The organism is Streptomyces sp. NPDC007856, from assembly GCF_042868225.1.
GTDB lineage: Bacteria > Actinomycetota > Actinomycetes > Streptomycetales > Streptomycetaceae > Streptomyces.
In genome coordinates this window covers 457,684-479,630 of the sequence record NZ_JBIAEC010000002.1, presented here as the reverse complement: position 1 = coordinate 479,630, position 21,947 = coordinate 457,684, and the positions used below count along the sequence as shown (strand labels likewise).

22 protein-coding genes are annotated in these 21,947 nt (G+C 71.0%); 11 read left to right on the top strand and 11 right to left on the bottom strand.

The window, feature by feature from the left end; all coding sequences use genetic code 11:
- Window positions 1-190 precede the first annotated feature (190 nt).
- Window positions 191-1,222: an MBL fold metallo-hydrolase gene (locus tag ACFYOH_RS06650; RefSeq protein ID WP_388621853.1), complete on the bottom strand. Its 1,032-nt coding sequence runs from the start codon at window positions 1,220-1,222 to the stop codon at window positions 191-193.
- Between the two features lie 286 nt (window positions 1,223-1,508).
- On the opposite strand from ACFYOH_RS06650, the gene ACFYOH_RS06645 reads away from it, so the two are divergent.
- Both ACFYOH_RS06645 and ACFYOH_RS06640 read left to right on the top strand, forming a co-directional pair.
- On the top strand, window positions 1,509-1,682 hold the full coding sequence (locus tag ACFYOH_RS06645; RefSeq protein WP_388621852.1) for a hypothetical protein: 174 nt from the start codon (window positions 1,509-1,511) through the stop codon (window positions 1,680-1,682).
- Between the two features lie 96 nt (window positions 1,683-1,778).
- Window positions 1,779-2,120, top strand: coding sequence for a hypothetical protein (locus tag ACFYOH_RS06640; RefSeq protein ID WP_388621850.1), 342 nt, complete (start codon window positions 1,779-1,781; stop codon window positions 2,118-2,120).
- Between the two features lie 93 nt (window positions 2,121-2,213).
- Here ACFYOH_RS06640 and ACFYOH_RS06635 read toward each other — a convergent pair whose 3' ends face one another.
- Window positions 2,214-3,179, bottom strand: a complete 966-nt coding sequence (locus tag ACFYOH_RS06635) for a DUF1152 domain-containing protein (RefSeq protein WP_388621848.1) — start codon at window positions 3,177-3,179, stop codon at window positions 2,214-2,216.
- 171 nt (window positions 3,180-3,350) lie between these two features.
- Here ACFYOH_RS06635 and ACFYOH_RS06630 point away from each other — a divergent pair, with 171 nt between their 5' ends.
- Entirely contained in the window at window positions 3,351-4,802 is a 1,452-nt protein-coding gene (locus ACFYOH_RS06630) for an aldehyde dehydrogenase (protein ID WP_388621846.1), read from the top strand.
- Between the two features lie 3 nt (window positions 4,803-4,805).
- Window positions 4,806-5,039: a ferredoxin gene (locus tag ACFYOH_RS06625; RefSeq protein ID WP_388621845.1), complete on the top strand. Its 234-nt coding sequence runs from the start codon at window positions 4,806-4,808 to the stop codon at window positions 5,037-5,039.
- Window positions 5,040-5,065: 26 nt separating this feature from the next.
- Here the strand turns inward: ACFYOH_RS06625 and ACFYOH_RS06620 are convergent, their stop codons facing one another.
- Entirely contained in the window at window positions 5,066-5,698 is a 633-nt protein-coding gene (locus ACFYOH_RS06620) for a TetR family transcriptional regulator (RefSeq protein ID WP_388621843.1), read from the bottom strand.
- Window positions 5,699-5,917: 219 nt separating this feature from the next.
- On the opposite strand from ACFYOH_RS06620, the gene ACFYOH_RS06615 reads away from it, so the two are divergent.
- Genes ACFYOH_RS06615 through ACFYOH_RS06605 form a run of 3 tightly spaced genes read left to right on the top strand, consistent with a single transcriptional unit; the run spans window position 5,918 to window position 9,236 of the window.
- Window positions 5,918-7,423 (top strand): glycosyltransferase family 4 protein, encoded by a 1,506-nt coding sequence (locus tag ACFYOH_RS06615; RefSeq protein WP_388621841.1) that lies wholly within the window; start codon window positions 5,918-5,920, stop codon window positions 7,421-7,423.
- Entirely contained in the window at window positions 7,417-8,169 is a 753-nt protein-coding gene (locus ACFYOH_RS06610) for a class I SAM-dependent methyltransferase (protein ID WP_388621839.1), read from the top strand. Before ACFYOH_RS06615 ends, ACFYOH_RS06610 begins: the two co-directional genes overlap by 7 nt.
- Window positions 8,166-9,236, top strand: a complete 1,071-nt coding sequence (locus ACFYOH_RS06605; RefSeq protein WP_388621838.1) for a prenyltransferase — start codon at window positions 8,166-8,168, stop codon at window positions 9,234-9,236. Before ACFYOH_RS06610 ends, ACFYOH_RS06605 begins: the two co-directional genes overlap by 4 nt.
- A gap of 23 nt (window positions 9,237-9,259) precedes the next feature.
- Here the strand turns inward: ACFYOH_RS06605 and ACFYOH_RS06600 are convergent, their stop codons facing one another.
- Complete coding sequence (locus ACFYOH_RS06600; RefSeq protein WP_388621836.1) at window positions 9,260-9,553, bottom strand: hypothetical protein; 294 nt, start codon at window positions 9,551-9,553, stop codon at window positions 9,260-9,262.
- A gap of 128 nt (window positions 9,554-9,681) precedes the next feature.
- Between ACFYOH_RS06600 and ACFYOH_RS06595 the strand changes: the two genes are divergently transcribed.
- Window positions 9,682-10,260, top strand: a complete 579-nt coding sequence (locus ACFYOH_RS06595) for a hypothetical protein (protein ID WP_388621834.1) — start codon at window positions 9,682-9,684, stop codon at window positions 10,258-10,260.
- On the opposite strand, the gene ACFYOH_RS06590 is transcribed toward ACFYOH_RS06595, so the two are convergent.
- The 5 genes from ACFYOH_RS06590 to ACFYOH_RS06570 form a co-directional block, all read right to left on the bottom strand.
- Window positions 10,257-11,267: an LLM class F420-dependent oxidoreductase gene (locus tag ACFYOH_RS06590; RefSeq protein ID WP_388621832.1), complete on the bottom strand. Its 1,011-nt coding sequence runs from the start codon at window positions 11,265-11,267 to the stop codon at window positions 10,257-10,259. The genes ACFYOH_RS06595 and ACFYOH_RS06590 overlap by 4 nt on opposite strands.
- Before the next feature lie 104 nt (window positions 11,268-11,371).
- A complete protein-coding gene (locus ACFYOH_RS06585; RefSeq protein ID WP_388621830.1) occupies window positions 11,372-12,163 on the bottom strand; it encodes a hypothetical protein in 792 nt (263 codons plus the stop codon).
- 83 nt (window positions 12,164-12,246) lie between these two features.
- A complete protein-coding gene (locus tag ACFYOH_RS06580; protein ID WP_388621828.1) occupies window positions 12,247-13,197 on the bottom strand; it encodes an N-acetylmuramoyl-L-alanine amidase in 951 nt (316 codons plus the stop codon).
- Window positions 13,198-13,219: 22 nt separating this feature from the next.
- A complete protein-coding gene (locus ACFYOH_RS06575; protein WP_388621826.1) occupies window positions 13,220-13,870 on the bottom strand; it encodes a class I SAM-dependent methyltransferase in 651 nt (216 codons plus the stop codon).
- Window positions 13,871-13,978: 108 nt separating this feature from the next.
- The gene (locus ACFYOH_RS06570; RefSeq protein WP_388621824.1) at window positions 13,979-15,724 is read right to left on the bottom strand and encodes an MFS transporter; all 1,746 of its coding nucleotides are present in this window, start codon (window positions 15,722-15,724) and stop codon (window positions 13,979-13,981) included.
- Window positions 15,725-15,933: 209 nt separating this feature from the next.
- Between ACFYOH_RS06570 and ACFYOH_RS06565 the strand changes: the two genes are divergently transcribed.
- On the top strand, window positions 15,934-17,364 hold the full coding sequence (locus ACFYOH_RS06565) for an MFS transporter (RefSeq protein WP_388621822.1): 1,431 nt from the start codon (window positions 15,934-15,936) through the stop codon (window positions 17,362-17,364).
- Window positions 17,365-17,476: 112 nt separating this feature from the next.
- Here ACFYOH_RS06565 and ACFYOH_RS06560 read toward each other — a convergent pair whose 3' ends face one another.
- Window positions 17,477-18,118 (bottom strand): response regulator, encoded by a 642-nt coding sequence (locus ACFYOH_RS06560; protein WP_388621820.1) that lies wholly within the window; start codon window positions 18,116-18,118, stop codon window positions 17,477-17,479.
- Window positions 18,119-18,181: 63 nt separating this feature from the next.
- On the opposite strand from ACFYOH_RS06560, the gene ACFYOH_RS06555 reads away from it, so the two are divergent.
- Window positions 18,182-18,955, top strand: coding sequence for a methyltransferase domain-containing protein (locus tag ACFYOH_RS06555; protein ID WP_388621818.1), 774 nt, complete (start codon window positions 18,182-18,184; stop codon window positions 18,953-18,955).
- Window positions 18,956-19,124: 169 nt separating this feature from the next.
- Window positions 19,125-20,684 (top strand): alpha-L-arabinofuranosidase B, encoded by a 1,560-nt coding sequence (locus tag ACFYOH_RS06550; RefSeq protein ID WP_388621816.1) that lies wholly within the window; start codon window positions 19,125-19,127, stop codon window positions 20,682-20,684.
- Here ACFYOH_RS06550 and ACFYOH_RS06545 read toward each other — a convergent pair.
- On the bottom strand, window positions 20,662-21,936 hold the full coding sequence (locus ACFYOH_RS06545; RefSeq protein ID WP_388621814.1) for a sensor histidine kinase: 1,275 nt from the start codon (window positions 21,934-21,936) through the stop codon (window positions 20,662-20,664). The genes ACFYOH_RS06550 and ACFYOH_RS06545 overlap by 23 nt on opposite strands.
- Window positions 21,937-21,947 lie beyond the last annotated feature (11 nt).

The window sequence follows — 21,947 nt, the reverse complement described above, 5'->3', positions numbered from 1 at the left end:
CCGAACGGGTGTGATGACGACCCCGCCACTTTACCGGCCGCCCCGGGCGGGCTGAGGAGTGGCTGTGCACACGGGGATGCGGTGACCAGGGTCACGACCGTGACTGGGGCGGGAGCCGAAGTGGGTGCGCAGGGCCTGTCGGCCCTGGACCCGGCGCCCGTCTCCCGGCGGGACCAACGTGAGCCACCGGTCACACCGCCACGTAGGCCACCGGCTCGCTCCCCGCCACCGGCTCCGCCCGGCCCTGTTTCACCAGGCGGCGCAGATGGGACTCGGCCTCCGAGACGGCGATGTTCCGGGAGCCGTAACCGATCTCCGCCCAGGGGCGGTTCCACTCCATGCGCTCGGCCAGCTGCCAGGGCGTCAGCGGCTCGGCGAGCAGGGCGAGCAGGCCGGCCAGCCGCTCCTCGTGGTGCGCGAGCAACTCCCTTACCCGGCCTGGCGCGTCGGTGAAGGCGTGCTGGTGTGCGGGGAGGACCTCGGCGGGTGCGAGGCGGCCGACCCGCTCCAGGGAGTCGAGGTAGTCGCCGAGGGGGTCGGTGACGGTCGCGTCGTCGGGATCCTCGTACAGGCCGATGTGCGGGGTGATCCGGGGGAGGAGGTGGTCACCGCTGAACAGTCGCCCATGACCCGGAAGTCGATGGTCGGGATGCTGCTCCTCCAGGTGCAGGCAGACGTGGCCCGGTGTGTGGCCGGGGGTCCAGATCGCGCGCAGTCTGCGGCCGGGCAGGTCGAGGAGTTCGCCGGGGACGATCTCCCGGTCCGGGAGGGCGGGGGAGAGGCCGGGCAGGGTGCGGGGGCTGCGCGGAGCTCGCAGCGGCGCCAGGTGTTCCTCGGGCGCGCCGGCCGCCGCGAGCTTGGCGCTCATGTAGCTGAACCAGTGCTCGGGCCGGGCCTCCCGGGTGCGCCGTACGACCGCGGCGTCGGCGGCGTGCATCGCCACCCAGGCACCGGAGGCCTCGCGCACCCGGGCCGACAGGCCGTGGTGGTCCGGGTGGTGGTGCGTGATGACGACGCCGTACACCTCCGCCACCGCCGTACCGCACGCGGCCAGTCCCGCCACGAGCGTGTCCCAGGACGCCGGATCGTCCCACCCGGTGTCGACCAGCACCGGGCCGTGGTCGGTGGCCACGACGTAGACCAGCGTGTGACCGAGGGGGTTGTCCGGGATGGGCACCGCCACGGACCGTACGCCCCCGCCGTGCTCGAACGTCGTCACCATCGGCCCTCCACCCCTCACAACTGCCAACGGCAACTGATGGTACGTCAGGTAGCTCCAAGTGCCCCCGGGGTGGCCCGCGGTTCACATGATCGCGTAACTGTGATTCATCTGCCGAGGCTCCGTGAACAGCTCGTGAACATAGTCACGTTGCCTTCGTTTCTCGCACCGCATTAGCGTCGCACTCGACCACTTATTTTTGCTTTACGTCTGTGTGCACGGGGGGCTGCAGATGTCGTTTCGTCATGCCGTCACCCGGGCCTGGAAAGGAATTCGGGTGACTCCTCGTATGCGCAGGATGCTCCCCGTCGCGGGGGTTGCTGTCTTTCTGGCGATCGCGGGCACGCCGATGCTCGCGTCCACCGACCCGCAGCCGACAGGGGGATCTGTCGGGGCCACACCGCCGTCCGCGGTGGAGGACTTCGCCTATCCGAACGCGGATCAGATCCAGCGGGACCTGTAGGTGAGCTGCCCCGGAACAGGCTCACCTTCTACCTGGGAGGAAAAGATGTCACCGACGAAGTCTTTTCGGGATCCAAATACCTAGGGGGTTCTTGAAATGCCTTCTGCCCGATGGGAACGCAGGTTTCGGGTGTGGCACTACTTGGTAAGCTATCAGCGGCTGCTCCTGCGCAGCCTCACCGAGTACTCCCCGACTCGAGTGGATGTGCTCTTCTCGAACGTCGACTTCATGCACCTTCCTACGGATTTCGACCGTTTCGAGGTGCACGAGGACGACCAGTTCGCCATGCCGGGGGTGGAGATCGAGAGTCCGCGAGGAAAATGGTTCATCGTCAACGGCGGGGTTGGCTATGTCCATGCGACCCACTGTCAATGGCACGAAGATGAGGGGAACTCCATGACGCCCTCCCGCTTTGGACCGTTCAGGCCGACGGGCTGAGCTCCATGAAGGACATGTAGGGCTCCTGTGCCGCTGCGCGAGAGGATCGGAACCTCGCTCATCGGTACAGGAGCCTTCGTGCTGCCGCCGGACTCAGTGCGGGAATGCCCGGGGTGGCCGCTGCCTGGGCAGTTCCTCGCGGAAGGCGGCGATGGCGGAGCTGATCTGGCGCATCAGAACCGTGTCCTCCAGCCGGTCGAGGTAGAGGTTCGCGTGCGCCAGGGCGGGCAGGTCGACACAGAAGTACAGTGCCATCAGCGGGTTGACGAACAGTTCGCTGCCACGGGTGCGCTCGGTGAACCTCACGTCACCGAACTCCCCCCGCACCGCGGCGGCGACGGACCCGTGCACGATGCTCGGATGACTCGCGTGACAGCGCTGGGCATCGGCCACCGCGTCGAGGTAGGCGGCCCCCTCAGGGCTTTCGCGGGGCAGTGAAAAGGCACCCAGATAGCCTCCGGCGCGGTCCAGGCGGGCCAGGTTCTCCAGCACCAGAGAGTGGCTGACACCGTGGTAGGCGTCCACACCGAAGCCCACGCAGGTCACCAGTCGCTGCGGGACCTCGTCCAGCCCGGCGACGGCCGCGAGGCTGGCCATGTCCTCCTCCGGAGTGCCGAGCCCGTGCTCGTCCCCGCGCATCAGGATGTCGGTCCCGCCGTCCACCAGCACGATCGCATCCACCCCGCCCGCATGCTCCAGCAGTGCCCGGTAGGCGGCGCGCAACGGCTGGACACCCGTGCGGGGGAAGGCGTAGACGGTGTCGGGCAGTTCCCGCGAGTGGAGCCAGCGGGCGAGGGAGCGCTCGGGGAAGTAGTCGCCACGCAGCGGGGTGTCCGGGCGGACGGCGGCGACGTCTTCCGCGACCCAGGAGTCCAGGTCCAGGCCGTACAGGTCGGAAAAGGAGAGGCTGGCCAGGTGAACCTCGGCACCGGCCGACCGCAGCGCGAGAGCCAGGGGCAAGCCGGCGTAGACGTCGAAACCCCCGCCCGCACCGGCGACGAGGATCCGGCGCGCCTCGCGCAATCGGCTGAAGAAGACGGGCTCACGGAGGGAGAACATCACCCGACCCTAACAACGCCCGCGCACGGGAACCCCGGAATGCTGCGCAGAGGACCGCAAATCCGCTGGTGAGGGCCTATCCGGCGCTAGGTCTGGCCTAGTTCGACCAGAACTGATATCAGTTTCTGATACAGCGTCAGAAACATGCGGTGCGGTGGGAGGCAGTCGGCCATGACCGAGCTCGTGGAACACGGACAGCTGTTCATCGGCGGGGAGTTGACCGAGCCCCTGGGCAAGGACGTCATCGAGGTGATCTCCCCGCACACCGAGCAGGTCATCGGCCGGGTGCCGCACGCCTCCCGGCAGGACGTGGACCGGGCCGTGGCCGTCGCGCGCCGCGCCTTCGACGAGGGGCCGTGGCCGCGGGCGACCTTGGAGGAGCGGATCGAGGTCGTCACTCGCATCAAGGACGGCATCGCGGCCCGGCACGAGGAGATCGCCCGGGTGATCTCCGCCCAGAACGGCTCCCCGTACTCCTGGAGCGTCCTCGCCCAGGCGCTCGGCGCGATGATGGTGTGGGACGCCGCGATCAGGGTCGCGCGGGACTACATGTACGAGGAGCGCCGGGAGGGTGTCCTCGGTCCGATCCTCGTCCGCCGCGAGCCGGTCGGCGTGGTCGCGGCCGTGGTCCCGTGGAACGTGCCGCAGTTCGTCGCCGCCGCCAAGCTCGCGCCCGCGCTGCTGGCCGGCTGCACGGTCGTACTGAAGCCGTCCCCGGAGTCCCCGCTCGATGCCCATCTCCTGGGGGAGATCGCACAGGCGGCCGGACTCCCCGAGGGTGTCCTCTCCATCCTGCCCGCCGACCGCGAGGTCAGCGAGTACCTGGTCGGGCACCCCGGCATCGACAAGATCTCCTTCACCGGCTCGGTCGCGGCGGGCAAGCGGGTGATGGAGGTCGCGGCCCGCCATCTCACCCGCGTGACCCTGGAGTTGGGCGGAAAGTCGGCGGCGGTCGTCCTGCCGGACGCGGACGTGCAGACCGCGGTGACCGGGATCGTCCCGGCGGCCTGGATGAACAACGGGCAGGCGTGCGTGGCCCAGACCCGCATCCTCGTCCCGCGCGCCCGCTACGACGAGTTCGCCGACGCCTTCGCGGCCGCGGCCGGCGCGCTGAAGGTGGGCGACCCGCTGGACCCGGCGACCCAGGTCGGCCCGCTCGTCGCCCGCCGCCAGCAGCAACGCAACCTCGACTACATCCGGATCGGTCAGGAGGAGGGCGCCAAGATCCTCACCGGCGGCGGCCGGCCGGCGGGACTCGACCGCGGCTGGTACGTCGAACCGACCCTCTTCGGAGACGTGGACAACTCGATGCGGATCGCCCGCGAGGAGATCTTCGGACCGGTCATCTGCCTGCTGCCGTACGGCGACGAGCAGGATGCGGTGAAGATCGCCAACGACTCGGACTACGGTCTGTCCGGCAGCGTGTGGACGGCCGACGTCGAGCACGGCATCGACGTGGCGCGGCAGGTCCGCACCGGCACCTACTCGGTCAACACCTTCAGCCTGGACATGCTGGGCCCGTTCGGCGGCTACAAGAACTCAGGGCTCGGGCGGGAGTTCGGCCCGGAGGGCTACGGCGCCTACCTCGAGCACAAGATGATCCACCTGCCGGCGGGGGCGTAGGCCATGGGCGACCGCTGGCACGTCGAGGTCGACCGGTCGGTGTGCATCGGCTCGGCCCAGTGCCTCCATCACGCCCCGCACGCCTTCCGCCTGGACTCCGCCCGCCAGTCCCACCCGGTGCAGGCGGACACCGACGCCGGCGAACCCGTCCTGGAGGCGGCCGAGAGCTGCCCGGTGGAGGCGATCGTGATCACGCTGGCCGAGAGCGGGGAGGCGGTGTACCCGCCCGAGGAGTAGGGCCACCGGTCCCCGAGGCCGGCACGTCAGTGCCCGGCACCCGGTTCCGTCTGGTCGATCAGGCGGCACACCGTCTCGATGTCTATCTTCACCTGGGCGATGGACGCGCGGCCGGAGAGCCAGGTGATCAGGGCCGAGTGCCAGGTGTGCTCGATGACCCGGACCGCCGAGAGCTGCTCGGGGGTCGGGTTCTCCAGGCCCATCGCGTCCAGGATGATCAGGGTCGTCTGGCGGGAGACCTGGTCGACCTCCGGCGAGACGCTGCGGTCGGCGAAGGTCAGGGCGCGGACCATCGCGTCGGCCAGGTGCGGCTCGCGCTGGAGGGCACGGAAGGCCCGCATGAGGGTCTCGGCGACCCGCTCGGCGGCCGTGTCGCCGACCGGGGGCTTCTTCCGCAGGGTGCCGTGCATGTGCTCCAACTGGTCCTGCATCGTCGCCACCAGCAGATGGATCTTGGAGGGGAAGTAGCGGTACAGGGTGCCGAGGGCCACCTGGGAGGACTCGGCGACCTCGCGCATCTGCACGGCGTCGAAACCGCCCCGGCTGGCCAGCTGGGCGCTCGCGTGCAGGATCCGGCGGCGGCGGGCCTCCTGGCGCTCGGTGAGCGGCGCCGAGGAGGGCCGGACCGTACTGGCTTCCACCTTGGATTCCGCAGGCATGGTCCCGTCCGTGACAGTCGGTGAAGGCGTCTGTTGGGGCGTGTGATCAGACAGCATGGTAGGCCGGTCCGCCGTGGCGTGAATCACCTGATCCACTGCTCCCAGCGCCCCTACCTGCCGGTAGATTCAGAGCCTCTTGAACGATCAAGTCTGAAACTTGTTCTAGATTAGCGTCCCGACGTAGTCTCGCGGGACAGTGCAGGCAGAAGGGGGCACGGAGTGACCGCTGAGGCCCGTGCGGCGGGCGTCGAGCAGGACCCCGCTGCCGACGGCGAGCGACCGCTCGACATCGCGCTCCTCACCTATAAAGGGAACCCGTTCTGCGGCGGCCAGGGTGTCTACGTACGGCATCTCTCCCGTGAGCTGGCCCGCCTCGGCCACCGGGTCGAGGTCATCGGCTCGCAGCCGTACCCCGTGCTCGACGAGGGGTATCCCCACCTCACCCTGACCGAGCTGCCCAGCCTCGACCTCTACCGCCAGCCCGACCCCTTCCGCACCCCGGGACGGGACGAGTACCGCGACTGGATCGACGCCCTGGAAGTCGCCACGATGTGGACCGGCGGCTTTCCCGAACCGCTGACCTTCTCCCTGCGCGCCCGCCGCCATCTGCGGGCCCGGCGCGGCGAGTTCGACGTCGTCCACGACAACCAGACCCTCGGGTACGGGCTCCTCGGCGACATCGGCGCGCCCCTGGTCACCACGATCCACCACCCCATCACCGTCGACCGGCAGCTGGAGCTGGACGCGGCCGAGGGCTGGCAGCGCCGCTACTCGGTGCGCCGCTGGTACTCGTTCACCCGGATGCAGAAGCGCGTCTCGCGCCGGCTGCCCTCCGTCCTCACCGTCTCCGGCAGCTCCAAGCAGGAGATCGTCGACCACCTCGGCGTCCGCGACGACCGCGTGCACGTGGTCCACATCGGCGCCGACACCGATCTGTTCGCGCCGAATCCGGCCGTGCCCGAGGTGCCGGGCCGGATCGTCACCACCTCCAGCGCCGATGTGCCGCTCAAGGGACTGGTGTTCCTGGTCGAGGCGCTGGCCAAGGTGCGCACCGAGCACCCGGCCGCCCATCTCGTCGTCGTCGGCAAGCGCCCCGAGGAGGGGCCGGTCGCGGCGGCGATCGAGCGGTACGGTCTCGAAGGCGCCGTCGAGTTCGTCAAGGGCATCTCCGACGCCGAACTGGTCGACCTGATCCGCTCGGCCGAAGTGGCCTGCGTGCCCTCGCTGTACGAGGGGTTCTCGCTGCCCGCCGCCGAGGCCATGGCCACCGGCACCCCGCTTCTCGCCACGACCGGCGGCGCGATCCCCGAGGTCACCGGCCGCGACGGCGAGACCTGCCTGGCCGTACCGCCGGGCGACGCGGGGGCGCTGGCCGCCGGGCTCGGCCGGCTGCTCGGGGAACGTGAGCTGCGGGTGCGGCTCGGCCGCGCCGGCCGCGAGCGCGTGCTGCGGCACTTCACCTGGGCGCGGGCCGCGGAGGGCACGGTGGCCCACTACCGCGAGGCCATCGCCCGCGCCGCCCGCTTTGCGGGTCCCGCCCGTGCCGAGGACCCCAGCCGCACCCACGCTGGAACAGGCCCGCGCGGGGGGACCCCCACCGCGGCCCGGACTCCCGGCCGCTCCGCGGCCTCACCGAGTGTTGCTCCCGCGGCGCCGCACAGCGTTGCTTCCGCGGCCCCGGCAACTGTTGCAGGCGTCTCTTCCGAAAGCAGGGCCACGTGCTGACCGTCGACTTCTCCCGGTTCCCGCTCGCCCCGGGCGACCGTGTCCTGGACCTCGGCTGCGGGGCCGGCCGGCACGCCTTCGAGTGCTACCGGCGCGGCGCCCAGGTCGTGGCCCTGGACCAGAACGCCGAGGAGATCCGCGAGGTCGCCAAGTGGTTCGCGGCGATGAAGGAGGCCGGGGAGGCGCCGGAGGGCGCCACCGCCACGGCCATGGAGGGCGACGCGCTCGCCCTTCCCTTCCCGGACGAGTCCTTCGACGTGATCATCATCTCCGAGGTGATGGAGCACATCCCCGACGACAAGGGCGTGCTCGCCGAGATGGTCCGGGTGCTCAGGCCGGGCGGCCGCATCGCCATCACCGTGCCGCGCTACGGCCCCGAGAAGGTCTGCTGGGCGCTGTCCGACGCCTACCACGAGGTCGAGGGCGGCCACATCCGCATCTACAAGGCCGACGAACTCGTGGCGAAGGTCCGCGAGGCGGGCCTGAAGCCGTACGGCAGCCATCACGCGCACGCGCTGCACTCGCCGTACTGGTGGCTGAAGTGCGCGTTCGGCGTCGACAACGACAAGGCGCTGCCGGTGCGGGCGTACCACAAGCTGCTGGTCTGGGACATCATGAAGAAGCCCCTCGCCACCCGGGTCGCCGAGCAGGCGCTGAACCCGCTGATCGGCAAGAGCTTCGTGGTCTACGCGACCAAGCCGCACCTGCCCCGCCTGGACGAGACCGCCGAGGCGGCCGCCAAGTGACCACTCCCCGGACAGAACACCTCGTCCTGCCCGGGGTCCTCACCGCCGAGCAGGCCGCCGCGACCGTCCGCGGCATCCTCGCCGCACAGCGGGAGGACGGCGCGATCCCGTGGTTCCGCGGGCATCACCTGGACCCCTGGGACCACACCGAGGCCGCGATGGCCCTGGACGCGGCCGGCGAGCACGAGGCCGCCGAGCGGGCGTACGAGTGGCTGGCCCGGCATCAGCACGAGGACGGCTCCTGGTACGCCGCCTACGCCGACGGTGCCCACGACGACGTCACCGACCGCGCCCGCGAGTCCAACTTCGTCGCCTACATAGCCGTGGGCGTGTGGCACCACTATCTCGCCACCGGCGACGACACGTTCCTGGACCGCATGTGGCCCCGCGTGTACGCGGCCATGGAGTGGGTGCTCGCCCTCCAGCAGCCCGGCGGCCAGATCGGCTGGCGCCGCGAGGACGACGGCACGCCCGCCGCGGACGCCCTGCTGACCGGCAGCTCCTCGATCCACCACGCGCTGCGCTGCGCGCTCGCCATCGCCGAGCAGCGCGAAGAGCCGCAGCCCGACTGGGAGTTGGCGGTGGGGGGCCTGCGGCACGCGATCCGCCGGCACCCCGAGCGCTTCCTCGACAAGGACCGCTACTCGATGGACTGGTACTACCCGGTCCTCGGCGGCGCGCTGACCGGCGAGGAGGCCAGGGCCCGGATAGCAGAGTCCTGGGATCGTTTCGTCGTACCCGGCGCCGGCGTGCGCTGTGTCGTGCCCAACCCCTGGGTCACCGGCGGCGAGTCCAGCGAACTCGCCCTGGCCCTGTGGGCGGTGGGGGAGTCGGACCGCGCCCTGGAGATCCTCCAGTCCATCCAGCACCTGCGCGACCCGGAGAGCGGCCTGTACTGGACGGGCTATGTCTTCGAGGACGACGCGATCTGGCCCCGCGAACTCACCACGTGGACGGCCGGCTCCCTGCTCCTCGCCGTAGCCGCGCTGGGCGGGCACGAGGCGACGTGCGCGGTCTTCGGCGGGGAGCACCTGCCGACCGGCCTGGACCCCGACTGCTGCGGCTAGGCCCTGTCGGCAGCCCGAGGGGCTCAGCGCCGGTGTATCCGGTTGGCGATGGCGTGGCCCACGAACAGGTACACCACCGCCGCCAGGCCGTAGCCGGCGACCACGCGGGCCCAGGCCTCGTTGAAGGTGAAGAGGTCGTGGGACCAGCCCGCCAGCCAGGCGGCGGCCTGGTGGACGACCTGGACCAGGCTGTTGGCGCGGTTGGCGTCCAGCAGATACATCAGGATCCACAGGCCGAGGATCAGCGCCATGATGTCGGCGACGACCGCGATGACCGTCCCGGCCTGATTCGCACCATTGCGATATCGAGCGAACATACCTTCCGGATTGCCGGGCGGCGGCCGATGAAACCCGACCGGCGGCGGCCGAGTGGCGTATCCGGCCGTCCCGGGTGACGCTGCCGGAGGAAGCAGACCGCTCGGGGAGGACACGCCGGGAGGACCCCGTGCCCGTACCCATACGCCGCCTAGCCGTGGCGCTCACCCTGTGCTGTGCCCTGCTGGCCGGTTCCACCGCCTGTGGCAGCGGCGAGAAGACCAGTACGAAGGACGCCGCGGCGCTCCAGGCCGCCCCCGCCGCCACCCCCAGCCCGACCACCTCGGCCGAACGGCAGAAGTTCGCCAAGACCCGGTTCGTGGCAAACGCCGGTCTCGCCGCAGGCGCCACCTACCAGTGGATCGTGAAGCCCTGGAAGGCGGGCAAGTTCAAGAAGGGCGCCCACGGCCGCAAGATGACCCTGGTGAAGGCCGGTCTGGCCGGCGCGTTCACCTACAACCGGCTCAAGGCGGCCGTCCGCAACGCCCAGGGCGACCCCGCGCTGTCCAAGGCGCTCGCCCCGCTGGGCGCCGCCATCGAGGGCCTGAAGAACCTGCCGGCCAAGCTCCGCAGCGGCGACGGGAACGCGGCCAACTCCTTCAACGACGTCATCGACAAGGTCAAGGACGCGGGCAGCAGCGCCGGCGCCCCGGTCAAGAACCAGGTGCCGTCGGCGTCCCAGCTCTCGCAGGGCAGCAAGAGCGGCTAGGAGTTCAGCTCCGCCAGCACTCTGAGGGTGTGCGGGTCCGGTGACAGGGCCAGCAGGTCCGTCACCGGGCCGGCGCGCCACAACTGAAGCCGCTCGGCGATGCGTTCCCGCGGCCCTACCAGCGAGATCTCGTCGGCGAAGGCGTCCGGCACGGCCAGAACGGCCTCCTCCCGCCGCCCCGCCAGGAACAGTTCCTGGATCCGCCGGGCCTCCTTCTCGTACCCCATGCGCGCCATGAGGTCGGCGTGGAAGTTGCGGGAGGCGTGGCCCATCCCGCCGATGTAGAAACCGAGCATGGCCTTCACGGGCAGCAGACCCTCGGCCACGTCGTCGCACACCTTCACCCGGGCCATCGGAGCCACCACGAACCCCTCCGGCAGCTCGTGCACCACGTCCCCGTACACCTCCGGCCGGCTCGGCGCCCAGTACAGCGGCAGCCAGCCGTCGGCTATGCGGACGGTCTGGGCCACGTTCTTCGGGCCCTCGGCGCCGAGCAGCACGGGCAGGTCCGGACGCAGCGGATGGGTGACGGACTTCAGCGGCCTGCCGAGCCCGGTGCCGTCCGGCCCCCGGTACGGCAGCGGATGGAACCGCCCGCCGGAGGCCACCGGCGCCTCCCGCCGCAGCACCTGCCGTACGACGTCCACGTACTCCCGGGTCGCGGTCAGCGGCGACGCCGGGAACGGGCGGCCGTACCAGCCCTCCACCACCTGCGGCCCGGACAGCCCGAGCCCGAGCATCATCCGCCCGCCCGAGAGATGGTCCAGGGTGAGCGCCTGCATCGCGGTGGTGGTCGGCGGGCGGGCGGCCATCTGGGCAACGGCCGTACCCAGCCGGATCCTTGAGGTCCGTGCGGCGATCCAGGTCAGCGGGGTGAAGGCGTCCGAGCCCCAGGACTCCGCCGTCCACACCGAGTGATACCCGAGCCGCTCCGCCTCCCTCGCGAGCGGCACATGACGGGCATCCGGGCCGCGTCCCCAGTAGCCGAGTGCGAGACCGAGCCGCATGCGCCGCCTCCTGACGCTTCGTCAGTTCACTGCCGGGAGGCGACTGTACGACAACGGCCCCCCGCCCGGAAGGGCGAGGGGCCGTGTGCGAGGGCGCGCGGGGCTCAGCCGCGCTGGATGCCGGAGGTGTCCTGCAGCACGCCCCGGCGGCCGTCCTGGGTCTGCGCGACCAGCGCGGCACCGCGCTGCTCGACGGCCAGATACCAGGTGCCCGGCGCCAGTTCGGCGATCGGGGTGGGCGAACCGTCCTCCGCGAACAGCGGACGGGTCACCGGCACCGCGAACCAGAACGGCGAGAAGTCCGCGACGGGTGGCTGCGCGACCGCCGGACCGCCCTGCGGCTGCTGCCCGAACGGCTGACCCGGCTGCGGCTGGGCACCGTACGGCTGGCCCGGCTGCGGCTGCGCACCCGGGTACCCGTAACCACCGGGCGGCTGGGCGCCGTAGGGCTGCGGGGCGACCGGCTTGGCGGCCGGGAGCAGCGCGCCCTGGAGGGCCGGGACCAGGGGGGTCGCGACGGCGGCGGCGGCGAGAACGAGGGCCGCGACGAACCCGAGGATGAGGCCGGAGCCGGCGTCGACGTGGTCAGGGACGTCCACCAGCGTCCAGAAGAGGGTCCACGCGGACAGAATCGTGAAACCCGTGCCCACCATGGCGAGGTCCAGGCCCAACACCTTGCGCTGCTGCGGCAGACAGCGGTTGAGGACGATCAGCGCGGCACCGATGACGGCCCCCATGTACGTGCCGAGGCCCGTCCCGAGGTTGTCCCACACGCTCTGGCTGTAGGAGAAGCCGGAGGCCGAGTAGGAGTAGAGCTTGAGGAACGACGCGATGAACAGCAACACCGCTGCTCCGATCACCACGCCGTCGCCTCTAGTGAGGGAGCGGATGTTCACTTCAGGTCCTTAGTGAGTCGTCTCGTCGTCGGTAGACACTACCGTCCGCAAGATCCGGCTGTCCGGCCGGTTCCGCCCGCCGGTCACGAAGCGCGCAGGAAACTCACGATTCCCTCAGAGATCCCTTGCGCCGCCTTCTGCCGCCAGGCGCCGCTGGTCAGCAGTGCCGCGTCCTTGCTATCGCGCATGTTGCCGCACTCGATGAACACCTTCGGAACCGTTGACAGATTGAGACCGCCCAGGTCCGTGCGCGTGACGAGACCGGTGCCGTTGCCTAGGTAGTTGGACGGCGGCTCATCGGTGTCGCGCAGGAAGTTTCCGGCGATGCGGGTACCGAGGTCGTGCGAGGGTCCGACGATGCGGCGGGTGTCGGCGGCACCGGCGTGCACCGAGCCCGGCAGGATCACATGGAAGCCGCGGTTGCCCTCGGCCGAGCCGTCGGCGTGGATGGAGACGGCCGCGTCGGCGTGCGCGTCGTTGCCGATCCGGGCCCGCTGGTCCACACACGGCCCCCAGGCCGGGCTGTCGCCGTCATGGGTCAGCTTCACCGTGGCGCCCTGCTTCTCCAGCAGCGCGCGCAGCCGGTGCGCGACGTCCAGGGTGAACCGGGCCTCGGTGTAACCGTCGTTGGTGGACGTCCCGGTGGTGTCGCACTCCTTGTGGTTCGTGCCGATGTCCACCTTGCGGTTGATCTCGGCCGCGTGCTGGAAGTTGCCCGGGTTGTGCCCGGGGTCGATGACGACGACCTTGCCCGCGAGCGGACCGGACGCGGCACCTCCCGAGGGCCGCTTGCCGTCGTCCGTCGCGGAAGGGGAGGCGGAGTGCGCGGACGCGGAGGGCGCGGCGGACGTGCCGGACGCCGGAGCGGCGGAGGCCGTACGCACACCGCCGTCCCCGGCACCGCCGCCCACCGCCTCGTACACCACCCAGCCGAGCAGCGCACCGGGCACCAGCGCGGCGAGCGCCACGGTCAGCGGGCCCCGCCGGGGCCGGCGCGGCTGGGGGGGATCGAACTCCGGGCCTAGGTACGACACGTCTGCGACTCTAACCGGGGTCTCAGATCCCCGCTCCCGTTCGCCGCAGGACACGCAGCGAGCCGGTCACCGAGATCTCCGTGAACGCGCCGGACTCAAGTGCCCGCAGGTACACGCGGTACGGAGCCTGTCCGGTGAACTCGTCCTCGGGCTCCGGGAAGACGTCGTGGATGACCAGCAGTCCCCCTTCGGCCACATGGGGGGCCCAGCCCTCGTAGTCGGCGCCCGCGTGCTCGTCGGTGTGGCCGCCGTCGACGAAGACGAGGCCGAGCGGGGAGTTCCAGATGGCCGCGATCTGCGGGGAGCGGCCCACGAGGGCGACCACGTGCTCCTCCAGGCCTGCCTTGAACAGCGTCCGCCGGAAGGCCGGCAGGGTGTCCATCAGCCCGACCTCGGGGTCGACGGTCTCGGGGTCGTGGTAGTCCCACCCGGGCTGCTGCTCCTCACTGCCCCGGTGATGGTCCACGGTCAACGCCGTGACCCCGGCCGCACGGGCCGCGTCGGCGAGCAGCACGGTCGACCGCCCGCAGTAGGTCCCGACCTCCAGCAACGGCAGCCCCAGCCGCCCCGCCTCCACGGCAGCCCCGTACAGCGCCAGCCCCTCGTCCACGGGCATGAACCCCTTGGCCGCCTCGAAAGCGGCCAGGATCTCGGGCTTGGGGGTGGTCGGCATCGCGGGCCTCTCGGTCGTACGGCTGTGACAGCGCCCCAAAGGGGTGCGGGGAACTGCGCGACCAGCCACGACGAAGCCGCAGCCGCCGGCCGGCAGTCCCCCCGAGTTCTACGCGTTCACAATCTCCTCAGGCAAGGAAAGATCCAGATCGACAGCCCGCTCCTCCCCGGAATGCGTGGCAGCAGAGGCAAGCGGCCCATGGCCGGAGGCCTTCGCGGCCAACACGTACGCCCCCTGCGCCGGCACGGCCAGCACATAGCTGCCGTCCTCGTCGGAGACGGTCGCCCCGGCCTGCCGTCCCCGTCGGTCGATCAGCGTGACCTTGGCCTGGGCGACCGGAGCGCCGTCGGCACCGAGGACCCGGCCACGGAAGCCCCGCAGCACCTCCTCGGCCCGCTCCAGCACGGCGTCCTCCTCGCTGCTGGCCCGCAGCTGAGTGTGCTGCTGAGCCGGCCGGGAGGCCTTCGGCAGGAACAGCGCCATCAGCAGCCCCACCACGACCGCGGCGGTGGCGATCAGGAAGGACACCCGGAACCCGTGCATGGTCGGGATCGCGATACCGCCCACGTTCTTCGCGGTGTTGGCGAGGACCATGCCGATGACGGCACTCGACACCGACGTACCGATGGACCGCATCAGGGTGTTGAGGCCGTTGGCCGCGCCGGTCTCCGAGGCCGGGACCGCACCGACGATCAGCGCGGGCAGCGAGGAGTAGGCGAGACCGATGCCGGCGCCGAGGACGACGGAGGTGACGATGGTCTGCCAGGCCGCGTCCATCAGGCCGAGGCCGCCGCCGTAGCCGAGCGCGATGATCAGCAGGCCGATGATGAGGGTGGTCTTCGGGCCGTACTTGGCGGACAGCCGGGCGTACACCGGAGCCGTGAACATCATCGTCAGGCCCAGCGGGGCCACGCACAGGCCCGCGACGACCATGGACTGGCCGAGGCCGTAGCCGGTGGCCCTGGGCAGCTGGAGCAGCTGGGGCAGCACGAGGGAGACGACGTAGAACGCCACACCGACCATGATCGACGCGAGGTTGGTGAAGAGGACGGCCGGGCGCGCGGTGGTGCGCAGGTCGACCAGGGGCGCCTTGATCCGCAGCTCGAACAGGCCCCACAGGACGAGGACCACGACCGACGCGGCGAACAGACCGAGCGTCGTGCCCGACGACCAGCCCCAGTCGCTGCCCTTGGTGACGGGCAGCAGGAGCAGCACCAGGCCGGTCGACAGGCCGAGCGCGCCCAGCAGGTCGAAGGAGCCCTCCGCCCGCATCGGGGACTCGGGTACGACCAGGAGGGTCAGGACGATGGACAGCACGCCGAGGCCGGCGGCGCCGTAGAACAGGACGTGCCAGTCGGTGTGCTGGGCGACCAGGGCCGCGGCGGGCAGTGCGAGGCCGCCACCGACGCCGATCGAGGAGCTCATCAGGGCCATGGCCGAGCCGAGCCGCTCGCGAGGCAGCATGTCGCGCATCAGGCCGATGCCGAGCGGGATCGCGCCCATGGCGAAGCCCTGGAGGGTACGGCCGACGATCATGGTGAGCAGCTGGCTGGTGAGCGCGCTGACCAGGGCGCCGACCACCATGACGGCGAGGCTGAGGATCAGCATCCGCCGCTTGCCGTAGAGGTCGCCGAGCCGGCCCATGATCGGGGTGGCCACGGCGCCGGACAGGAGGGTCGAGGTGAGGACCCAGGTGGCGTTGCTGGGCGCGGTGTGCAGCAGCTGTGGCAGGTCCTTGATGACCGGCACCAGCAGGGTCTGCATCACCGCGACGACGATGCCCGCGAAGGCGAGCACCGGGACCACGGCGCCGCTCGCCCTCCGGGCCGGCTGGTCGGTCGTCGTGTGGGTCATGGAATCGAGGCCTCCCCGTAGTGATAAGTGCTGGGTAAACCTCGTATGCACAGGCAACTATTCCGTTGCTTCGGGCCTCTAATGAATCTTTGACCGGGTCATGGGTTTCTGATCGCGCGTCAGGGCGATGCTACGAGCGGTGTAGGCCCCAGGACCTAGGCACCCGTGGTCCGAAATGCTGATGCAAGGACCGTAACCGGGTTGAGAGCATGACACCCATGCTGGAAGCCGCCGACACCACGCCTGTCATATCCCGCCGTACGACCGCGCCGACCTGGCTGGTCGTGGCGCTCGCCTGCGCCGGGCAGTTCCTGGTCGTGCTCGATGTGTCGGTGGTGAACGTCGCCCTGCCGTCCATGCGGTCCGGTCTCGGCCTGACCCCGTCCGGCCTGCAGTGGGTGGTGAACGCGTACGCCATCGCCTTCGCCGGGTTCATGCTGCTCGGCGGCCGGGCCGGCGACCTGTACGGGCGCAAGCGGATGTTTCTCGTCGGCCTCGGCCTGTTCACGCTGGCCTCGCTGGGCGGCGGCCTCGCCCAGGAGGGCTGGCAGCTGCTGCTGGCGCGGGCCGTGCAGGGGCTGGGCGCGGCGGTACTGGCCCCCTCGACGCTGACCCTGCTGACATCCGCGGTGCCGGAGGGGGCGGCGCGGGCGCGCGCGATCGCCACCTGGACCGCGGTGGGCGCCGGTGGCGGGGCCGCGGGCGGACTGGTCGGCGGGGTGCTCGTGGACGTGCTCTCCTGGCGCTGGGTGCTGCTGATCAACGTGCCGGTGGGCGCGCTGGTGCTGGCCGGCTCGGTGCGGTGGCTCACCGAGAGCCGGGCCGGCGACGGACGGCGCCTGGACCTGCCGGGCGCGCTGCTGGTGACGGCGGGCCTCGCGACCCTCGCCTACGGCATCTCGCAGACGGAGGCCGAGGGCTGGACGGCCGCCGCCACGCTGCTGCCGCTGCTCGCCGGGTTGGCGCTCATCGCCCTGTTCCTGCTGGTCGAGGCGCGTACGGCGGCCCCGCTGATGCCGCTCGGCCTGCTCCGGCTGCGCTCGGTCGCCTCGGCGAACGCGGCGATGTTCCTCTCCGGCTCGGCCATGTTCTGCATGTGGTACTTCATGACCCTCTACGCCCAGAACGTCCTCGGCTACACGCCGCTGGAGGCCGGAGTCGCCCTGGTGCCCAGCTCGCTGTCCGTGGTCGTCGGCTCCAAGCTGGCGCCGCGCCTGATGCGGCTCGCGGGCCCGCGGACCGTGGCGGCGCTGGGCACGCTGGTGGCAGCGGCCGGCTTCGGCTGGCAGTCGACGATGAGCGCGCACGAGGCGTACCTCATCGCGATCATGATCCCGGGCATCCTGATGATGCTCGGTGCAGGCCTCGCGGCGACGCCGCTCGCCTCCCTGGCCACGTCCGGGGCGGCACCGGGCGAGGCCGGTGTGGTGTCGGGGCTGGTCAACACCTCGCGCACGATGGGCGGTTCGCTCGGGCTCGCCGTGATGTCGACCGTCGCCGCGGCCGGCACGGGCAGCGGGCACGGCCCCGAGGCGCTGACCGCCGGCTATGCGCTGGCGTTCCGGGCCAGTACGGCGGTGCTGCTGGGCGGGGCGGTGCTGATGCTGCTGTGGCTGCCGCGGAGAACTTCTTCGACGTGAGGCAACGGTCCGGGCCGCCCAGCCGCCGGCCGCGGCTGATGCGTACGGCATTTCTCCTCACGGGGAGCAGCACGCCGCCGAGGACCTGGTCCGGTCGACGGCCGGGTCCTGCTCACAGCCAGCCCTGCTGCCGGGCCTCCCGTACCGCCTCCGCCCGGTTGCGGGTGCCGGTCTTGCCGATCGCCGAGGACAGGTAGTTGCGGACGGTGGACTCGGACAGATGCAGCTTGCCGGCGATGTCGGCGACGGTCGCCCCGTCCACCGACGCCTTCAGCACATCGCACTCCCGGGCCGTCAGCGGACTGGGCCCGGCGCTGAGCGCGGCGGCGGCCAGCGCCGGATCGACGACGGTCTCCCCGGTGAGCACGCGCCGGATCGCCGCGGCCAGTTCCTCCACGGGCCCGTCCTTGACGAGGAACCCGGCCGCCCCGGCCTCCATGGCCCGGCGCAGATAGCCGGGACGGCCGAAGGTGGTGAGGATCAGCACCCGGCAGTCGGGCGCCTGCTCCCGCAGCTCGGCCGCCGCGTCCAGTCCGCTGATGCCCGGCAGTTCGATGTCCAGCAGGGCCACGTCCGGCCGGTGGGTGAGCACGGCGTCCACGATGCCGTCGCCCGAGCCCAGCTGGGACACCACCTCGATGTCCTCCTCCATGCCGAGCAGCAGAGCGAGTGCACCCCGCATCATGCCCTGGTCCTCGGCGAGCAGCACCCGAATGGACTTGGTGGTCCGGTGCTCCCGGGGCATCTCGTTCATGGGCTCAGGTTACGGCCGGAAACTCCGGCCCAGCGCAGCTCCCGGCGGGCTAACCTCGCCCGCATGCCCGAGTTCTCGACCGCGCGCTTCTACGACGAGCTGGCCGACGACTACCACCTGATCTACCCGGACTGGGAGACGAGCCTCCGCAGGCAGGGTGCCGCGCTGGACTCCCTGGTCGGCCGGGAGGGTGCGGCCGTGCTGGACTGTTCCTGCGGCATCGGGACGCAGGCCATCGGGCTGGCCCTGGAGGGTCACCGGGTGGTCGGGACCGACCTCAGCGTGCGGGCCGCCGCCCGTGCGCGCCGGGAGGCAGCCCGGCGCGGAGCGACTCTGCCCACCGCCGGTGCCGACATGCGCCAACTGCCTTTCCGTGGAGGCCGGTTCGACGCCGTGGTCTGTGCCGACAACTCGCTGCCCCATCTCCTGACGGAACCGGACGTGCGCGCCGCGCTGGGGGAGATGCGCCGGGTGCTGCGGCCCGGCGGGCGGCTGCTCGTCAGTACCCGGCCCTATGACGAACTGCTGCGCGAGCGGCCGGTTTCGACGCCCCCGCAGGTGCACGAGTCCGCCGACGGCACCGAGCGGACCGTCAGCTTCCAGCTCTGGCAGTGGCACGCGGACGGCGAGCACTACGACCTGGAGCACTTCCAGCTGCGTCCGGGCGAGGGGCAGTGGGGGGTCCGGGTGCGCCGGGCCACCTACTGGGCGCTCGGGCGGGAGCGGCTCGCCGGGTTCGCCGCCGGTGCGGGATTCACGGACATCGCCTGGCTGATGCCCGAAGAGACGGGTTTCTTCCAGCCGTTGCTCGTGGCGCGGGCAGCCGCCCTCGATTAAAGACTTGGCATTGTCCGGTGCGGCGGGGGTTGACGGTCTCCGGCGGTACTCAAACAATCGCCCCTGCATTTCCAGGAATCCGCGCAATTTCCACCGTCGAATAGGTTCGGTATTTCGATCGAACAGCGTCCGAGATATCGAACGAGAGAATCCGAGGTGCACCGTGCCCGTGAGATCCCCCCACGTCCCCCCGCGGCTGAGCAGCGCCGCCCTGTCCGTGCTCGCCGTCTGCGCGACCCTCGCCGCGCTGCTCCTCGGCGTCGGCGCGCCCCAGGCCGCCGCCGCGAGCTCCCTGCCCTGTGACGTCTACGCCGCCGCCGGAACCCCCTGCGTCGCCGCGCACAGCATGGTCCGGGCGCTGTACTCGTCGTACAACGGCTCGCTCTACCAGGTGCAGCGGGCCTCGGACGGCGCCACGAAGGACATCGGGCTGCTGGCCGCCGGCGGATACGCGAACGCGGCCGCCCAGGACTCCTTCTGTTCCGGCACGACCTGCATCATCACCAAGATCTACGACCAGTCCTCCCGGCACAACGACCTCACCGTCGAGGGTGCGGGCGGCGCCGGGAAGGCCGATGTCGGGGCGCCCGCCGACGCGCTGCCGGTGACCGTCGGCGGCCACCAGGTCTACGGCCTGGAGATCTCCGCCGGCATGGGCTACCGGAACGACGCCACCTCCGGCGTCGCCACCAACGGCGCCGCCGAGGGGATGTACATGGTGACCTCCGGCACCCATGTCAACGGCGCCTGCTGCTTCGACTACGGCAACGCCGAGACCAACAACAAGGACACCGGCAATGGCCACATGGACGCCATCAACTTCGGCACCGAGTGCTGGTTCTCCCCCTGCTACGGGCAGGGCCCCTGGGTGCAGGCCGACCTGGAGAACGGGCTGTTCCAGTCCGACGCCGGATACAGCAAGAACTCCGCCAACACCGGCACCGGACCCCTGCCGTTCGTGACCGCGCTGCTCAAGAACAACGGCCAGAACCATTTCGCGCTCAAATGGGGGAATGCACAATCCGGTGGGCTCACGACCACCTATTCCGGTGGTGAGCCGACCAGGAGCGGATACTCACCCATGCACCAGGAGGGCGCGATCGTCCTCGGTACCGGCGGCGACAACAGCAACGGCTCCATCGGCTCGTTCTTCGAGGGCGTCATGACCTCCGGCATCCCGACCGACGCCGCCGACAACGCCGTCCAGGCCGACATCGTCTCCGTCGGCTACGGCGGCGCGACCGGCAGCACCGGCACCCTGAGCGCCGGCTCGGAGATCTCGCTGCGCGCCACCACCTCCTGCTGCACCGCCGACTACGTCCGCCACCAGAACAACGCCGGCGTCCTGTCCGCCATCACCTCCAGCAGCTCCAGCCTGGACAAGAACGACGCCACCTGGATCGTGCGCAAGGGACTCGCGAGCAGCTCCTGCGTCTCCTTCGAGTCACGCAACTACCCCGGCGACTACCTGCGCCACTACAACTACAAGCTCTACCGGCAGCCCATGGACGGCACCGCCCAGTTCCGGGCCGACGCCACCTTCTGTCCGCAGACCGGCAAGAGCGGCACCGGCACCTCGTTCGCCTCGTACAACTACCCGACGCGATACCTGCGCCATTACGACTACGACCTCTACATAGCGAGCGACGGCGGGTCCAACGCCTTCGACAGCAGTACGTCCTGGACCGACGACGTCAGCTGGGCGGTCAGCGCGCCCTGGGCGCCGTAGCCACCGCCTCCGCGAACTCCGCCGACTCCACCGGGAGTTCGGCGGTCACCGTGAAACCGCCGCGCGGCGACGGGCCGGCCGTGAGCGAGCCGCCCGCCGCCGCGAGGCGCTCGGTGAGCCCCTTCAGTCCGGTGCCGCCGATGCCCTGCTGGGGCCGGCTGACGGCCTTGCCGCTGCCGTTGTCGGTGACGGTGAGCCGGACCTGCTCGGCGCCGCTGTCGACGGTGATCTCACAGCGGCCCGCGTCGCTGTGCCGCACCACGTTCGTCACCGCCTCGCGCACCACCCAGCTCAGCAGCGCCTCCGTCTGCGGTTCCAGCGGCACCCCCGACTGCCGTACCACCGGCTCCACACTCGCCGCCGACAATGCCGAGCGGGCCCGGGTCAGCTCGGTGGCGAGGCTTCCCTCCCGGTAGCCGGTCACCGCCTCGCGGATCTCGGTGAGCGCCTGCCGGCCCACCGACTCGATGTCCGTGATCTGGCCCAGCGCCGCGTCCATGTCGCGCGGGGCGAGCCGCCGGGCCGCCTCCGACTTCACCACGATCACCGACAGCGTGTGCCCCAGCAGATCGTGCAGATCCCGCGAGAAGCGCAGCCGCTCCTTCTCCACCGCGCGCCGGGCCAGCTCCTCGCGGGCGGCGCGCAGTTCCCGCACCGCCTCGGACAGGCCGAGGATGGCGGCGGTCACCATGCTGGACAGGAAGGTGGCGTAGCCGATGTTCGTCGCGTCCCCCCAGCCGCCGCGGACGGCGGAGACGCAGGCCGCGTACACCGTCAGCAGCAGACCCGTGCGGCCCAGCCACGGCCCGCGCAGGGCGGCGCCCACGGCGAGGCCGAGGAGCGGGAAGAACATCAGCCAGTTGCCGCCGTAGCCGAGGGCGAGGCCCGTGGTCACCAGGACCATGAGGAGCAGCGCCACCCGGGTGGAGGCGGCGGCCCGCTTCTCGCGGTCGAAGGAGCGGAAGGTGACGTAGATGTAGAGGCTGTTGAAAGTCACCAGCCCCAGGCCGCCGATCCACGGGTTCGAGGTCCTGCCCTGGAGGAGATTGGAGAAGGACCCCATCCCCATCAGCAGCCAGGGCAGCAGGGCGAAGCCAGTGGGCGGCGGGCCCGGATGGTCGACGTCCGGCGCCTTGCCCGCCTGCCGGGCCGCCAGTTGCGCGGCCTTGAAGCGCTCGTGCTCGGCCTTCCACTGGCGCCGCTCGGCCCGAAAGGCCTGTAGCTGGCACCGAACTCCCCATGCCCACGTCATGTCTGATGTTT

Bases quoted from the DNA above. Each gene is read 5' to 3' on its own strand.
- ACFYOH_RS06650 (WP_388621853.1), bottom strand. From the start codon at position 1,222: ATGGTGACGACGTTCGAGCACGGCGGGGGCGTACGGTCCGTGGCGGTG.
- ACFYOH_RS06645 (WP_388621852.1), top strand. From the start codon at position 1,509: ATGCGCAGGATGCTCCCCGTCGCGGGGGTTGCTGTCTTTCTGGCGATC.
- ACFYOH_RS06640 (WP_388621850.1), top strand. From the start codon at position 1,779: ATGCCTTCTGCCCGATGGGAACGCAGGTTTCGGGTGTGGCACTACTTG.
- ACFYOH_RS06635 (WP_388621848.1), bottom strand. From the start codon at position 3,179: ATGTTCTCCCTCCGTGAGCCCGTCTTCTTCAGCCGATTGCGCGAGGCG.
- ACFYOH_RS06630 (WP_388621846.1), top strand. From the start codon at position 3,351: ATGACCGAGCTCGTGGAACACGGACAGCTGTTCATCGGCGGGGAGTTG.
- ACFYOH_RS06625 (WP_388621845.1), top strand. From the start codon at position 4,806: ATGGGCGACCGCTGGCACGTCGAGGTCGACCGGTCGGTGTGCATCGGC.
- ACFYOH_RS06620 (WP_388621843.1), bottom strand. From the start codon at position 5,698: ATGCCTGCGGAATCCAAGGTGGAAGCCAGTACGGTCCGGCCCTCCTCG.
- ACFYOH_RS06600 (WP_388621836.1), bottom strand. From the start codon at position 9,553: ATGTTCGCTCGATATCGCAATGGTGCGAATCAGGCCGGGACGGTCATC.
- ACFYOH_RS06590 (WP_388621832.1), bottom strand. From the start codon at position 11,267: ATGCGGCTCGGTCTCGCACTCGGCTACTGGGGACGCGGCCCGGATGCC.
- ACFYOH_RS06575 (WP_388621826.1), bottom strand. From the start codon at position 13,870: ATGCCGACCACCCCCAAGCCCGAGATCCTGGCCGCTTTCGAGGCGGCC.
- ACFYOH_RS06570 (WP_388621824.1), bottom strand. From the start codon at position 15,724: ATGACCCACACGACGACCGACCAGCCGGCCCGGAGGGCGAGCGGCGCC.
- ACFYOH_RS06565 (WP_388621822.1), top strand. From the start codon at position 15,934: ATGACACCCATGCTGGAAGCCGCCGACACCACGCCTGTCATATCCCGC.
- ACFYOH_RS06560 (WP_388621820.1), bottom strand. From the start codon at position 18,118: ATGAACGAGATGCCCCGGGAGCACCGGACCACCAAGTCCATTCGGGTG.
- ACFYOH_RS06555 (WP_388621818.1), top strand. From the start codon at position 18,182: ATGCCCGAGTTCTCGACCGCGCGCTTCTACGACGAGCTGGCCGACGAC.
- ACFYOH_RS06545 (WP_388621814.1), bottom strand. From the start codon at position 21,936: ATGACGTGGGCATGGGGAGTTCGGTGCCAGCTACAGGCCTTTCGGGCC.